The organism is Micromonospora sp. CMU55-4, assembly GCF_011602315.1.
Lineage (GTDB): Bacteria > Actinomycetota > Actinomycetes > Mycobacteriales > Micromonosporaceae > Micromonospora > Micromonospora chalcea.
Window position 1 is genome coordinate 294897 of sequence record NZ_JAAOLH010000006.1, and the last position, 14112, is coordinate 309008.

Genomic DNA, 14112 nt, shown 5'->3' on the forward strand with positions numbered 1-14112 from the left:
AACGTCTGGCTTGTGGTGGTCGGCCGTTGGGCGGGTTTCGCTGGGTCTGCTGGCGGATGGGTCGTTGCTCAGAGATGCGGTTCAATGAGCGGTCGGCTTTTGGTGATTTGGTCGTGTCGGGGAGTGACAGTGAGCTTTCGGGGTCAGCCGTGGTCGCGGTGGTTTGTGGCCCTGTTGTTCGTTCTGGTGCTGGTTTTGGTGGCGGTCGTGACCACAGTGGTGGCGTTGGCAGTCAACGCGGCGAGCAGTGATGAGCGGCGCTGGCCGTGGGGCCTGTACGTGATCCAGGACTATCCGTTCCCTTCGGTGTTGGTCCTGACGGTGGTACTGGCGATGTTGAGCGTCATGGTGGTGTTGGTGCAGCGCGAGCGCGATGCTCGTAGCGCTGGCTCTTCACTTGTGGCCGATTCCGTTGTCGACGTATCGCCGGCCCCAGATGATGTTGGCCTACCTAGCGGTGCTGGTGTGGTGGATGCGCCGCTGGGGGAGCTGCCGGTGGTCGTCCGGGGACGCGACAGTGTAGTCAGTGACCTCCTGGCGCCGACTGCTGTCTATTCGCCGCAGGTTCGGGTCTTGGTGGGGATGGGTGGTTGCGGGAAGACCACGGTGGCGTTGGCGGCCGCGCGGGAGGCCCAGGCGTCTGGCTGGCGGGTGTGGTGGGTGTCTGCGATGGACAGGGCGACATTGGTGGCCGGCATGTCGGCCTTGGCGCGGGAGGCGGGGGCGCCGGCAGATGAGATAAAGGACGCCGATTCGGATCTGGCGTTAGCGGGGGTGGTGTGGGGTCGGCTGAGTCGACTGTCCGGCCGGTGGTTGTTGGTCATTGACAATGCCGACGCGCCTGAAGTGTTGGCCCCGGGCGGTACGAGTGTGGCCGGTGGTAGCGGTTGGTTGAGGTCTGCCGGCACCGGCGTCGTCGTGGTGACCACCCGAGTGACTGATCGGGCGGTGTGGGGGCATCGGGCAGGGTGGTTTCCGCTGAGTGAGTTGGACCAGCGCGCGGCGGCGTTGATGCTGCTGGACCGGATAGGCCGTACGGACGAGCCGAACCTGATTGAGGCGGCGACGACGGTGGCGAATCGGTTGGGCCGGCTGCCGTTGGCAGTGCACCTGGCAGGGTCATATCTGGGTTCGGGCATGGCCGAGGTAGGGCTGGAGGACTACCTGCGTCTGTTGACGGATCGCTCGCTGAGAGTGGTGGATGAGGGTGCGCCGGGGTGGGGGGAGCAGGATCCGCGTCGGCTGATCATGTCGACGTGGGAGATCTCGTTGGACGCCCTAGAGCGGCAGGGTCGGGTAAGGGCGCGCGCTCTGTTGCGCGTGTTGTCGTTTCTGGGGCCGGGCTCGGTGGTGCCGGTGCCGATGCTGGACCCGTCCGTGTTGTCGGAAGCAGGGCTGCTTCCCGATGGGGATGAGGGTCGTGCGGAGATGGCGGCCGGGCTGGCTGGACTGCGGGCGGTGGGCCTTGTCGACGGTGCGCCGGTCGGAGTGGACGATTCTGGTGATGGGCTGATGGTGCATCCGCTGGTGGCCGAGGTGTGCCGCTGGCGGGCGGCGCGCGACGGGCAACGACCGACGCTGATCGCCGCGGCGGCCAGCCTGGTCGCGGCCACGAGCGCGCGGTTGAATCCGGCTGATCCTGCCGACTGGAAGGGGTGGCAGGTGCTCGCCCCGCACGCGAGAGTAGTGCTCGGTGTGATCGCCGAGATGAGCGAGGACCTGGGCGCTCGCGTGGTCGGTGTCAACAATGGCGTGACGTACCACTACACCGCTCAAGGGTCGTATCCGGGGGCTATCGACCAAGGCGAAGACGTCATCGCCGCTGCCGTCGCAGGACTGGGTGCCGAGCATCCGGACACGCTGACGTCGCGGAACAACCTCGCCGCCGCCTATCGAGCGGCGGGACGGTTGGGTGAGGCGATCCCGTTGTACGAGGCGACGCTGGCCGCGTGTGAGCGGGTGCTGGGTGACGAGCATCCGGACACGCTGATGTCGCGGAACAACCTCGCCTACGCCTATCAATCGGCGGGACGGTTGGGTGAGGCGATCCCGTTGTACGAGGCGACGCTGGCCGTGCGTGAGCGGGTGCTGGGTGACGAGCATCCGGACACGCTGACGTCGCGGAACAACCTCGCCGCCGCCTATCAAGCGGCGGGACGGTTGGGTGAGGCGATCCCGTTGTACGAGGCGACGCTGGCCGCGTATGAGCGGGTGCTGGGTGCCGAGCACCCGAACACGCTGACGTCGCGGAACAACCTGGCCGTCGCCTATCGAGCGGCGGGGCGGTTGGGTGAGGCGATCCCGTTGTACGAGGCGACGCTGGCCGTGCGTGAGCGGGTGCTGGGTGACGAGCATCCGGACACGCTGATGTCGCGGAACAACCTGGCCGTCGCCTACGACGCGGCGGGGCGGTTGGGTGAGGCGATCCCGTTGTACGAGGCGACGCTGGCCGTGCGTGAGCGGGTGCTGGGTGACGAGCATCCGGACCCGCTGATGTCGCGGAACAACCTCGCCTACGCCTATCAATCGGCGGGACGGTTGGGTGAGGCGATCCCGTTGTACGAGGCGACGCTGGCCGCGCGTGAGCGGGTGCTGGGTGACGAGCATCCGGACACGCTGACGTCGCGGAACAACCTCGCCTACGCCTATCAAGCGGCGGGACGGTTGGGTGAGGCGATCCCGTTGTACGAGGCGACGCTGGCCGTGCGTGAGCGGGTGCTGGGTGACGAGCATCCGGACACGCTGACGTCGCGGAACAACCTCGCCTACGCCTATCAATCGGCGGGACGGTTGGGTGAGGCGATCCCGTTGTACGAGGCGACGCTGGCCGCGCGTGAGCGGGTGCTGGGTGACGAGCACCCGAACACGCTGACGTCGCGGAACAACCTCGCCGCCGCTTACCGACTTCGGGACGACAGCATGTAGCGCTGCGGGCGCCGAGGACGGCCGAAGGCCGCCTGCAGGGCAGACCGCGAGCGGCACCGCGCTCGCGCCGCTCCTTGATCCAGTTAGCGAACGACTCGGCAGGCATGCCGGCTGGACGCTTGAGACTTGACCGGCGGTCAAGGAGCGCTACTAGAAGGCGCACTTGACCGAAGTGGTCCCCAGAAAGCCGGAAAGGCCAGCCCGATATTTCGGACGAGCCCTCTGACCTGCCACTTCATCCTGTCGGGACGGCCGGATTCGAACCGACGACCCCTTGTTACCGTCCGTAGCTACCCCGACCTTGTCATTGGCCGTCAGAAATAAGCGCTGAGCTGCACAGACACGGTCAGAGACCGATCGCCTCTTGTCACTGGTTGTCAACTGCAGGTGGGGGTTTTCGGGGGGTAAACGGGGGGGCAGACCGACAGGACGTCGCCAGGGTCCGACCGCGCCCGCCGCCCTACCATCGAGGTCTCCCGTCGCCAAGAGAACGACGATCCCCCATCCATCGGGACCCGCCTGCCGCAGGCATGGGGGTACATGTCGGTTGATTGACATGAGTCGATACCTAACTCGGGCTGCGCATCGTCGGCGTCATTTCGATCGTTGGGTAGCAATCCCACCCGCGCTGTGGGCTCGGGGCTGTCACGGGCCGCAGCCACCCGAAGCTTGCCATGACCGCCCTCGACGGCCGGCAGGCGAGAATCGTGGGCGCTTCACCGGCGTTCTTCCAAGATCTGCAGCAGTCGGGCAGCGGCGTGGGTGAGGGGAATGGCTTCTTGCTCGATCCGGCGGAACGGGGTGGGGCCCGCGGTTGCGATGGTGTTGTAGGCGGTGGTTTCGGCGTCGGTCAGGTGCGGCAAAGGCTCGGGTGAGGGCTTGATGGGGCGGCCAGCCTTGTCATGGTTGACGCCATGTTGGGAGTAGCGGTGGAGGTCGGTCGCTTCCATGAGGATGGACGTGACGCGTTTTGCTGGTGCACCGTCTGGTGCCGGCTGTGCGAGGGTGGCGCGGAACTGGTCGAGGATCGCGTACCCGTCCGCGTCGATGTCGCCCCAGTAGATGACGTGATCTGCGGCGCGGATCCAGGGCACGTTCGCTAGTAAGGCTGCTGCGGCCTTGCCGCCGCCCTCGACGACGATCGTGTCGCTGACGGGCGGGAACCAGAGGCGGGAATCGCGGTTTTCTACGACGAGGACGACACGCGGCTGGTAGGCGATCTCGTGCACGTCGCCGGTAGTCCAGGCGTCGTGCCGGCGTCGGCCCGATGCGGCGTGGTGAGGGTCGACGTAGGTGAGGTGCATGACGGTGAGCCGGGGCCGAACTTCGTCGCGGACATCGCGTCCGGCGACGTCGCGCAGCAGGGCGCCGTGGGTGCCGAGCCATTTGGTGTGCATACCGGGCACCGGTAGTTGCCGTAGGGTCCAGGTGCTGGCGTCGGGGTGCTGGTGTAGCCAGGTCACCGCGTTGATCAGCACCTCGACGTCGGCGTCTTGGAGACGGTAGACGGCTCGGAGGGTAGCCGGGGTGAGGGTCGCGCCGGCTGATCGCAGCGCCCGAGCGAGCGCGCGGGCGCGGCCGAGGTCGACGCTCGGTGATTCAGCACCGGTGTGGGTGTCGGTGGTGAGCCTGTTGGCGCCGTCCAGGTCGGCGACGAGCGTGGCGGGGAAGTCGCCGGCGACTCCTCGGATCGTCACCGGTTTGCGAACGAGCCCCACGCCGGTGGGCAGTTGGTCGGAGAAGTCACGCCACTGCATGTGCCACTGGTGCCAGGCTGCGTGCCCGAGCTGCTCGACGGCCTTGCCGGACGTCACGCCGGGGCGCAGCGGAACGGAGAAGACGACGTGGTCGCCGACGCCGAGCTCCGCGCCTACGGCTTCGGGCCACTTCTGATCAATCTTGCGGCGCATGGCCGCGATGGCGTCCTGCGGGATGACGAGTGCGCTCATGCGTCCGGAACACCGACCAGTGGCTTCGCCCAAGATCGGCCCTGAGAGTTTTTGAGGATCAGGTACTCCGCGTCGACGTGTGGTTCGATCGCGCTGTGCTTGTCATTGGGGGCGCCGATGATGAGTTGGAAGCCCAGGCCGCGCCAGGCGCCGATGGCCCGGCCGGTGAAGTGCGCGTCCGCCTTGATCAGTGCCTCGTCGAGGAAGACGGGGGCGTAGCGGGGGCGGGCGGCGCCCGCGTCGCCGAGCTGGTACCGCAAGGCGGCCCCGACGATGAACGCGACCAGCTCTTGCGACTCGCCGCCGGACTTCTCGCCGATGTGGTCGTACACGGCGACATGCCTACCCTCGAGGTCGCACTTCTCGGCGCTGATCCGAACGTGATTGCGTACGTCGACGAGGTCGGCGAAATCGGGCGCGGTGCGCCGGATGCGGTCGATCACCTTGGCCATCCGGTGATAGGCGCGTTCCCGGTCGTCGTCGGTTGCCGCCTGGTCGATGAAGGCGCGTACGTCGCGCAGCTCTTTGCGGAACCGGGCGCGCACCGCGGAGTGGCTCTCCTGCGGGTCGATACGCAGCCGGTGTTCGTCGTCGGAGAACGGCAGTTCGGCGAGGATGTGGTTGACTGGGTCGATCCGGTCGCGGATCTCGCGGATCGCGGCGGCCAGTTCGCTGTCCAGGCCAGTCAGGTCGTTACCGGACAGCTTGAGCAGACTGTCGCGCCACTCGGTCTCCAGTTCGTGCAGGCCACTGGTCTCTAGGTCGGTGAGCAGACGGTCGAAGTCGCGATAGGAGCCGTCCGGGTCGATGCCGAGGTTCGGGTTCGGCCAGCGTTCGAGGAACGTCGAGAACGTGTCGAGCAGCGCCTTCCGTGATCGCCCGATCGTCTCCGTTGCCGACTGTCGGTCGGCGCGGATCCGTTCTGTGGCCCGTTTCATCGCGGCGTCGAACTCGGCAAGCGCCCCGTCCGGGGTGGTGGCGGTTGCTTCGCTGCCGAACAGCGTCTCCAGGTACTCCCGGTGTTCCTCAGGGACATCGACGCCTGATTCCGTGGCCGTGTCGAGCGCGAGCTGGGCGCGGTCCACCTCGTCGACGGTCGACCTCCACGACTCCCCGAGCTTCTTCAGGTTCTCCTTTTGCCGGCCGACGCGTTCGGTCAGTTCCCTGACCCGCTCCTTGAGGCCGTCGACCTGGCGCTGGAGCTGATCGATCCGTGGGTTGCCCGCCCGGATTTCGTCGGCGACGCGGTTCCAGCGGTCCTGTTCCGCTCGGACCGCATCGAGGTCCACCTGGTCCCAGGACAACTCGGTCAGAGTCTGGTAGTTCGTGCGTCTGGCTTCGAATGAGTTGAGATTTTCCTCCTGCCTGAATGCTCGGTCAAGAGCATCGTCGAGGCGTTTCTGGACAAAGCCGATGCGGTGCTCGAGGTCGGCAAGCAGCCTGCTGTTCGTAAAACCGAGAACGTTGGCCCGGCCGTGACCGCCGTGCGCGCCCCGCCCGCCTTCCGAGGTTTGGCCGGTGATCGTAAGGGCCTTGGGGTACTGCGGGAGCAGCCTGGGCGTCTCGACGCAGACGAAGTCGAACCGGCGGGCGATCTCGCTCTTGAGCCAGGCGGTGAACGGCGAGGGTCGGTAGTCGAGTCTGCCGGGCAGTGTCTTTGCGTCCAGCCCGACCTCATCACGCAAGCCGGTACGCACGCCCTCGAACTGAAGCCGTCGAGCGGTTGGCACCGCGTTGATCGCCTCGCGGAACGAGTTCAATCTGCCGATGTCGATCAGCATCCGCGTAGCGAATCCGCCGAGCGCCAGGTTGAACGCCTCGCGCCACGGCTCGAACTCCGTCCGCACCTCGATCAGCTCGCCGACGAACGGCAGGTCATCTGGTTTGAGTCCGGCCGCCTCGGCCAACAGCGCGCGAGCCGCGTGCAGCTCAGTCGGGATATTGCCCCGACGGGTCTTGACCGCCTTGTGCTCGGAGCGCAGCGTGGTCAGCTCTCGTTCGGCGTCCTTCTTCTCCGCCACCGCCTCAGCGAACTGGTTCTGCGCCGTCTTCCGGGCGTCATTGTCGGCGAGAAACCGATACGCCGTCTCGACCAGTGCCGCGAAGTCCTCACCGGTCGACACGGTGACGCCGATGACGGCAAGCGCCCGGTCCAGGCGCTCCCGTGACCGTTCAACATCGCCCAGCCGCTGCTCCACGGCGCGGATCTCCCGCAGCGCCGTCTCGAGGCGGTCACCACCGGAGGCACGAAGGGTTTCCACCAGCCCATCTCGCTGCACTTCGGCCGCGGCGACCAGGGCGCTGGTCTCGGACACTTCCTCCTGGGCTCGGCGGTGCCGCTGAGCCAGATCATGCTCAGCCGAGCGCAACAGGTCCAGCCGGCGTTGATGACGCCACAATGCGGCAGGGGTCGACGCCTCGGTGAACGATCCGACCTCGTCGATCAGGCGCAGCTGGTTCACCGCGTTCTCGATGGTGGCCCGGTGGTCGCGGATCGGAGTCAATGCCTTCACCTGCTGTCGGGCTATGATCATCCGCGCCCGGGTGCCGGAAAGTTCATCGAACTGCTGTACCACCGCATCAGCAGTGGCCAGCGTGGACGGCTCCTCAAGCACCATCGTCTTGTAAAGGGCATCGACCGTCGTGATCTGTTGGCCAGCCTGAATCCGTCCTAGCAGCGCGACCGCCTTGTGCCCGTCGCCGGCGGTGCCGATACCGAGGGTAGTGTGCAGACGCGCGGTGAAATCCCGGTCAGTGTCACACCAGCTCAAGCCAGTGGCCACGACCTCGGCGCGGGCGAGCTGTTTGCTCGCCGGGCCTTCCAGCATGCGTAGTTGATAACCGTGGTCACACATGGCGCGTACCGCCACGACGTCGTCCAAGCTCCGAGCGGAAGACGGCACATACCAGGCCCGCAGCGCGGTGAACTCGGCACCGGTGTGGTCGACCCACGTCATCGCGATGGCGGACCACGTATCCCGGCCGTCGCCGCGCAGCACCCGCACCTTCGTCTCGCCGTCGGTCCGGGACTCGTCGAGCTTACCGCGCGCGTAGGAGAGGATATTGCGCTGGTCCCTGCCCCGGGGCCTACCGACCACTCCACCGTTGGACGCCCCGTTGAACGGAGTCGTATGCGGCATGAGCAACGCGATGTACGAGTCCATCAGTGTCGACTTACCCGACCCGGAACCTCCACTGAGCAAGGTAGCGCCAGGCGCGATTCGCAGGTGGTGATATCCGTCGTAACCGCCCCAGTTGACCAATTGCAGGTCACGCGCCACCCACTGCTGACCCCGCGAGGCTGCCGGGATCAACCCGAACAGCGTGTCGATCATGCTCACGCTGTGGCCTCATTCCGTTCGCGTAGCCACTGGTCCAGTTCGGCGAGCTTTTCCGTGCTCAGCACAACCTCCACCAGCGGGGTGATCCGATACCGGCCTGCGGACTCCTCCGCGAGCAACCCTTCGGGGACCAACCGCTGCACGGCGTTGCGCACCTCCTGTTGGCGCCGGGCCAAGTTATGGTCGTGCGGATCGAAGTAGGTCAGCACGGTCTGCTCAAGTTCCTCGATGTCCACCCTCGCGGACATCTCGCCCGTACCGCGTTCCCGCTGGAAGACGGTCCGCAGGTGGATCAGGACCAGAGTCTCGGCCCGGGTGTAGGGGTCGTCCTTGAGGAGGATCGGCACGTCAAGCTCGACTGAGCGCACCTGCTGCTTGTACGCCACGCCTCGGTCGTGGTCGACCACGAGGCGAACGAACAGGTCATGCATGCGCGATTCGATGATCTGTTGGTTCTCCAGCAACGTGCGCCATTGCGCGGGATTCTTTTCGGCAAGCAGGAACTTGCGCCGCAATAATTGGACCAGCACACGGCGCACCTCTGCGTCCAACGTTCCCGCATCGCCAGCGAACAGCTCGGTCGGATCTTCCTCCATCGAAACGGGGTCGATGAACCCGGCCACCGTGCCCATCGGCCAGCCGTCGTCGACGCCGTCCGGGTCACTCATCACCACCGCTCCCCTCTACGCCCGCCGGGTTCGCCGCCACCACACTGCCGAGGGCGAACCGTCGCCGGGTCTGGTCGGGCCGGACCGTGTCAACCACCGCCATCTCGGATGTCTCGGTCATCCCGGCGTCATGTGCAATCTCCAGTAGGCCTAGCAAATCGACCGGCCGCTGGAGATCCTCGGCCGCTGCCCGGAATGCCGCCAGCACATCCACGTTCGCCGCACCGCCCGCGAACGCTGCCAGGTGCGCCCGCAACTCGGTGTACCGAGGGCCACCCCATGCCCGAGTGTCCGCCGCCGGTAAGTCCTCGGCCTCCTCCTCGGCCCAGTCCCGCAACGGCGCAGGTGGCTCCGGTGGTCGCGGATCACTCATCCGCTGACGCAAGTGCCCGACATCGGCCACCGGCAGGCGACGCAACGGCTCGACGACCTCTCCACGGCGTGAACTGGGAACCCACTTGTGCAGGCCCGACATCACATCCCTCAACAGTTCATCCACCTGACGGTCGCGCATCGGGTCGTGGTTGCGGACCTGCGTGGTGATCACATGAGATGCCTGCCGTTGGGCGGCCAGCACCTCCTTGACGCCCTGCTCGATGCGCCGCGAAATCTCGGCGAGCTCCCGCCGCTGTTGCTCCGGCAACAGCTCAGTGAACCGGTGCCTCAGCACCCTCCGCAACTGGCCCCACAGGTCATCGATTTGCGCCGGGTCGCCGATCAGGCGCAACGCCCCCGCGAACGCGCGGCCTTCCGGTGTCGCATCCAAGATCCGTTGGCCGCGGGCCAGGTACTCACGCAGCACCTCCCCGGTCGGCCGCACATCGTGCCGCAATTCGGCGACCACGTCACGCTGGATAGCTTTGATCGACTCTGCCACGCGGGCAAAGTCCGCAGGCAGCTCCCGCGCCAAGTGCAGCACATTCTCGGCGGCCTCAAGCAGCTGCTCGTCCTCGACTGTCTCGACGGCACCACCCTTTTCGAGTCGAGCCAGCTCCTTCTGCCGCTGCTGGATCTCCTCGTGCAAGCGCGCCAGCCGGGTCATCAGGTCCGGATCGGCTTCCTGCGCAAGCCGCTCGATCGCCTCCAACAGCGTCCTGACCCGCGACTGCGACACCCTGGTCCGCGCCCCGCCGACACGCCCAGCGATCTCCAGTGCACCGACACCGTACGCCGACAGTCGGTACACCTCGACACCGGCGTCGGACACCTGCCGCACCAACCACCCCGCCTGCACCCACTGCCTGCACAAGTCCCGCGAATTTCCACTAGGCAGCGGCTGGTTATCCTCGTCGCCATAGCCGGCAGCCCGTAGCTGGTCAAGGGCGTCGTTGATCTCCGCATGCGCATCCGCCACCGCAACCGTCGGCCGCTCCGCCGTGAAGACCATCGCCAACACCGTCACCACGAACGGCGCGTGCGTCTGATGAAGCAAGGCAAGCATCGGATTCTGGAACGCCCGGAGCGCACCTTGGTAAGCACCTTCTACACCTCGCATAACCATCGACACGAAGCGTACGAGGCGGGTACGACACAGTCAGCCCCTCGCGATCGATAGCCTACGACCTTCGTGGTACGCCCTGGTCTCTACAAGATCCGGGGCGGTTCATCAGCGGGGTTGCCGGCTGACTGGGTGACCAGGAGTCCGCCAGCGACCAAGGCGGCGGTCAGGTCCTGCTCGACGGTGGTGGCATCCGTCAGGCGCAGCATCCTCCAGCCGCTGGCCACCGCCCAGTCGTCCTTGATCCGGTCCCGACGCAGTACGCCATCGAACAGCGCGACGGCCTCCGCCTGCGACATCGAGCCCCAGCGGACCGGCTGGCGGTGCTGCGGCCCATCGAACTCAATCAACATGCGGTGTCCGATGAGCGCGAAATCGAAGGCGAGGACTCTCAAGTCCCGGCAGTCGTGGTCCCGCCACTGGTGCTCGTACTCCAGCCCTAGTCTGGTGAGGAGGCGAGCGACTGCGATCTCACCCTTCGAGGTCGAGCATCGGCGGCAACCACTCCCACCCAAATGCACAGGTGGGATCTGCGTGAACGGGCCGTGCCGACGGCAGATGATGACGACCGGTGTCATCGCGTTGCGGTACTCGACGCCGGAGTAGTCGTACGTGTCGCCGTGAACGAACTCGGCACGGGCGACGAACAGGTCAGACGTGCCAGCGATCGCGATTCGGCGCGCTTCGGTGGCGCAGGACGGGCAGCCACTCCCGTTGAGGTGGCTGGCCGGCGTCTGCCTGAACTCGCCGTGGTCGCGGCACAGGATCGCCACCTTGATGTGCGAGCCGGCGAACGTGACCCGTGAGTAGTCGAACCGGCTGCCATGGACGACAAAGGCCCTGTCGAGGAACGAGTCGAGGTTCCCGGCCCGCGCCAGCGAGATGCTCCGGAGACCGCACTCGGGGCAGCCCCGACCGCTCAGATGCGAGTTGGGCACCTGGCGGAACGGACCGTGCTCAGGGCAGACGATCGTGACCTCCACCTGGCTGCGCACGTATTCGACCTGGGTGTAGTCGTACCTTTCACCGTGGACACGCTGCGCCTTCTCGACGAAGGATGCCGTCGTGTCCGCGTTTGCCGTTCCAACCGCCCGGTGCGCGCACCTCGGGCAACCGGAGCCGATCAGATGGCTTGAGGGGACTTGTGGGAACGGACCATGCTCGCGACAGCGGATCGTGACCTTGATCTGGCTGTGCAGATACTCGACCTGCGAGTAGTCATACCGCTCTCCGTGTACATGAAGCGCCTTCTTTATGAAGGACTCGGCGGTGTCGGTCTGCGCGCGGGTGATGGCCTCCTGCGCGCAGCTGGGGCAACCACCGCCACTGAGGTGACTGTTCGGGGTCTGTTGAAAATCACCGTGGGCTGGACAGCCGATCGTGACCTTGAGCCGCGCCTTGACGTACTCGACCCGCGAGTAGTCGTAGGCTTCGCCGTGGACTGCCCGTGCCTTCAGAACGAACTCCTCCGTCGAGCTGGTGAGCCGCTGGGCTCGCTGCACGGTGCCGCACGCCGGACAGCCGACACCGCGGAGATGGCTGCCGGGCAACTGCTCGAACGGGCCATGCTCAGCGCAGATGATCGTTACCTTGGTCTCGCTGTTGACGTATCGCACCTCGGTGTACCCGTACCGGTCGCCGTGCACCTCAGCGGCCGCGGCGAGGAAGGCAGCCGTCGTGCCTGTTCGGGCCAGGCCACGTTCCCGGTCGGCACATCGCGGGCAACCCCCGCCGGCCATGTGAGCTTCTGGTCGCTGCTGAAATCGCCCATGATCGCCGCAGAAGATCGTCACTGGGTTGCGATTGTTGACGTACTCGGCCAGTGAGTAGTCGTACCGATCGCCGTGAGCCCGGCGAGACCTGTTAATGAAGCGCTGGGTGGTCAGCCGGACCCGGCCTCCGCAGGAGCCGCACCCCTGCCCGTGAAGATGCTTCGCCGGCGCCTGTTGGAACTCGCCGTGCTCCTGGCAGATAATCGTCACCTTGGCTTGGCTGTTGACGTACTGGACGAACGAGTAGTCGTACCTGTCGCCGTGCTTTTCGCGGGCTCGGGCGATGAACTCAGCGCCGGTGAGTCGTTCTGCCACGGGCCTACCGTAGCCACAACACCCGGACTCGCCCCGTCCGCGTGCGGGCCAGCGGTATACGACCACCCACCTGACATGCCCGCAGAGATGCACGATTCCCGCGACGGCAAGGCCGTGAACTGGACTTCTCGAGGCGCTCGTGCTCCTACTGTTCAGGTGCCCCGACCACCGGTCCCTGCACGCCTTACCGCATGCGTACGGACCGCACCTGCGGCAGCCCATCCTCGGTCAGCACAATTGTCATCGGAATCCGGCAGTTGCGTCCAGCAGAGTGGTGTGCGGCAGGCCCGTTGAGGCGGGCATGGCGTAGACGTGAGGTGGCCACCGCGTGATTCTTCGATCTGAGTTCCCGCTCAAGTTCGAGGAGTTCCACGCGATGGCCAATCCCAGTATCGACCCTGCCCGCTTCCTGCACGACCACCTCGCCGCGGCGTCACCGGACCTGCTGCGCTCGTTGTTGACCACGTTCGTCGACACGTTGATGTCCGCCGAAGCCGACGCGATCTGCGGCGCGGACTACGGCACCAGCTCCCCCGACCGGGTCAACACCCGCAACGGCTACCGGCACCGCGACTTCGACACCCGCGCCGGCACCCTCGATATCGCGATCCCGAAGCTGCGCTCAGGCTCGTACTTCCCGGATTGGCTCCTGGAGCGCCGCAAGCGGGCCGAGGCGGCACTGACGTCGGTCGTGGCGACGTGTTACCTGCTCGGCGTGTCCACGCGGCGCATGGACAAGCTGGTCGAATCATTGGGCATCACCCGCCTGTCGAAGTCGCAGGTCAGCGTCATGGCCCGCGACCTCGACGAACACGTCGCATCGTTCCGTAGCCGCCCGCTCGACCAAGGCCCGTACACGTTCGTCGCCGCGGACGCCCTCGTGCTCAAGGTCCGCGAGGGCGGCCGGGTCGTCAACGTCCACGCCCTGCTCGCCACCGGCGTGAACGCCGACGGACATAGGGAGATCCTCGGCCTGCAGGTCACCAGCGCCGAAGACGGCGCCGGCTGGCTCGCGTTCTTCCGGGACCTGACCGCCCGGGGCCTGTCCGGGGTGCGCCTGGTGACCTCCGACGCACACCGCGGCCTGGTCGACGCGATCGGCGCGACCCTGCCCGGCGCGACGTGGCAGCGCTGCCGCACCCACTACGCGGCGAACCTGATGTCGGCCACCCCGAAAGCGTCCTGGCCGTGGGTCAAAACGTTGCTGCACAGCGTCTACGACCAACCCGACGCCGCGTCCGTGCACGCCCAGTACGACCGCCTCATCGACACCGTCGCCGGCAAACTGCCCGCCGTCGCCGACCACCTGGAGGCCGCCCGTGACGACGTTCTGGCGTTCACCGGCTTCCCGAAAGAGATCTGGCGGCAGATCTGGTCGAACAACCCGCAGGAACGCCTCAACCGCGAGATCCGCCGCCGCACCGACGTCGTCGGGATCCTCCCCGACCGCCACGCCCTGATCCGCCTCGTCGGCGCCGTCCTGGCCGAACAGCACGACGAATGGACCGAAGGCCGCCGCTACCTCGGCCTCGACATCCTCGCCAAATCCCGCCTCACCCTCATCACCACCGACACGAAGGAGGACACCGACACCAACGACCTACCAGCGCTCAGCGCCTAACAACAACGAAGAATCACGCCCAA

At 66.5% G+C, this 14112-nt stretch carries 7 protein-coding genes; 2 read left to right on the top strand and 5 right to left on the bottom strand.

Features of this window, described 5'->3' with window-relative positions; genetic code table 11:
* Positions 1–165: 165 nt before the first annotated feature.
* Complete coding sequence (locus HA073_RS30320; protein WP_205797180.1) at positions 166–2925, top strand: tetratricopeptide repeat protein; 2760 nt, start codon at positions 166–168, stop codon at positions 2923–2925.
* 716 nt (positions 2926–3641) lie between these two features.
* Here HA073_RS30320 and HA073_RS13920 read toward each other — a convergent pair.
* The 5 genes from HA073_RS13920 to HA073_RS13940 form a co-directional block, all read right to left on the bottom strand.
* Positions 3642–4874 (bottom strand): Wadjet anti-phage system protein JetD domain-containing protein, encoded by a 1233-nt coding sequence (locus HA073_RS13920; RefSeq protein WP_166456576.1) that lies wholly within the window; start codon positions 4872–4874, stop codon positions 3642–3644.
* Positions 4871–8209 carry an ATP-binding protein gene (locus HA073_RS13925; RefSeq protein ID WP_205797302.1) on the bottom strand — a complete coding sequence of 1113 codons (3339 nt, stop codon included), beginning with the start codon at positions 8207–8209 and terminating at the stop codon, positions 4871–4873. Before HA073_RS13925 ends, HA073_RS13920 begins: the two co-directional genes overlap by 4 nt.
* A gap of 2 nt (positions 8210–8211) precedes the next feature.
* Complete coding sequence (locus HA073_RS13930; protein WP_166456578.1) at positions 8212–8883, bottom strand: DUF4194 domain-containing protein; 672 nt, start codon at positions 8881–8883, stop codon at positions 8212–8214.
* A complete protein-coding gene (locus HA073_RS13935; protein WP_194803203.1) occupies positions 8876–10384 on the bottom strand; it encodes a DUF3375 domain-containing protein in 1509 nt (502 codons plus the stop codon). The genes HA073_RS13930 and HA073_RS13935 overlap by 8 nt, the downstream gene beginning before the upstream one ends.
* A gap of 83 nt (positions 10385–10467) precedes the next feature.
* Positions 10468–12468, bottom strand: coding sequence for a hypothetical protein (locus tag HA073_RS13940; protein WP_166456580.1), 2001 nt, complete (start codon positions 12466–12468; stop codon positions 10468–10470).
* A 376-nt stretch (positions 12469–12844) separates the two neighbouring features.
* Between HA073_RS13940 and HA073_RS13945 the strand changes: the two genes are divergently transcribed.
* A complete protein-coding gene (locus HA073_RS13945) occupies positions 12845–14089 on the top strand; it encodes an IS256 family transposase (protein WP_166456601.1) in 1245 nt (414 codons plus the stop codon).
* Positions 14090–14112: the final 23 nt, after the last annotated feature.

Coding starts and splice junctions, on each gene's coding strand:
- HA073_RS13920 (WP_166456576.1), bottom strand. CDS start 4,874: ATGAGCGCACTCGTCATCCCGCAGGACGCCATCGCGGCCATGCGCCGC.
- HA073_RS13925 (WP_205797302.1), bottom strand. CDS start 8,209: ATGATCGACACGCTGTTCGGGTTGATCCCGGCAGCCTCGCGGGGTCAG.
- HA073_RS13930 (WP_166456578.1), bottom strand. CDS start 8,883: ATGAGTGACCCGGACGGCGTCGACGACGGCTGGCCGATGGGCACGGTG.
- HA073_RS13935 (WP_194803203.1), bottom strand. CDS start 10,384: ATGGTTATGCGAGGTGTAGAAGGTGCTTACCAAGGTGCGCTCCGGGCG.
- HA073_RS13945 (WP_166456601.1), top strand. CDS start 12,845: ATGGCCAATCCCAGTATCGACCCTGCCCGCTTCCTGCACGACCACCTC.